At 58.0% G+C, this 1206-nt stretch carries 2 protein-coding genes; both read right to left on the reverse strand.

What is annotated here, in order from left to right; translation table 11 throughout:
• Nucleotides 1–410, reverse strand: a 410-nt coding sequence (locus ACZRMH_RS25765; protein ID WP_464015811.1) for an ABC transporter permease, incomplete at its 3' end; no start/stop codon positions are given.
• Nucleotides 407–1206: ABC transporter permease subunit (locus ACZRMH_RS25770; RefSeq protein WP_464015812.1), on the reverse strand; the 800-nt coding region annotated here is incomplete at its 5' end. The genes ACZRMH_RS25770 and ACZRMH_RS25765, both read right to left, overlap by 4 nt.

A 1206-nucleotide genomic window follows, 5' to 3' on the forward strand; every position in this document is an offset into this window, starting at 1 on the left:
GTCACCAGGCCGCGCTCCTGCGGCCAGCCGATCATCTGTGCCATAGCCACGAACAGCAGCAACAGCGACAGACCGGTAATCACCTCGGGCATGACCAGCGGCGCCGTTACCAGGCCGCCAAACAGCGTACGGCCCTTGAACTGACTGATACGGGTCAGCACAAATGCCGCCAGCGTACCCAGCGCCACCGCGGCAATCGCCGTATACAGAGCGATCTCCAGCGAGCGCATCACCGAGCCCATCAGTTGCGTGTTGTCCAGCAGGCCCACGTACCACTTCAGCGACCAGCCGCCCCACACCGTCACCAGCTTGGAGGCGTTGAACGAGTAGATCACTAGGATCAGCATCGGCAGGTAGATAAACAACAGCCCCGCGACCAACATAAAGCTCGAAAAACGGAAGCGATTCATATCTTGCCCTCCAGCTCTTTAGCCTGGCTGCGGTTGAACAGAATGATGGGCACGATCAGGATCGCCAGCATGACCACGGCAAGCGCGGACGCCACCGGCCAGTCACGGTTGTTGAAGAATTCTTGCCACAACACTTTACCGATCATCAGGGTTTCCGGGCCGCCGAGCAGTTCCGGAATCACGAACTCGCCCACCACCGGGATAAACACCAGCATGCAGCCGGCGATGATGCCGTTCTTGGACAAGGGAACGGTGATTTTCCAGAAGCTGTTGAAGGTGCTCGAACCCAGGTCGGACGCGGCTTCCAGCAGGCTGTTGTCGTGTTTAACGAGGTTGGCGTACAGCGGCAGGATCATAAACGGCAGGTACGAATAGACGATGCCGATATACACCGCGATATTGGTGTTGAGGATCTGCAGCGGTTCGCTGATCCAGCCCATCGACATCAAAAAGCCGTTGAGCAGGCCGTTGTTGCTGAGGATGCCCATCCACGCGTAAACGCGGATCAGGATCGCGGTCCAGGTCGGCATCATGATCAGCAGCACCAGCACGGTCTGCATCTCTTTGCGCGCATTGGCGATGGCGTAAGCCATCGGATAACCGATCAGCAGGCACAACAAGGTGCTGAAGAAAGCCATCTTCAGCGAGCCCAGGTACGCGGCGATATACAGCTCATCGTCGCCGAGCATGGCGTAGTTGCCCAGGTTCAGCAGGACCTGGATTTTCTGGTCAACGTAACTGTAGATCTCGGTGTACGGCGGGATCGCCACGTCGGCTTCGGCAAAGCTGATCTTCA

Source organism: Pseudomonas sp. B414, from assembly GCF_055408445.1.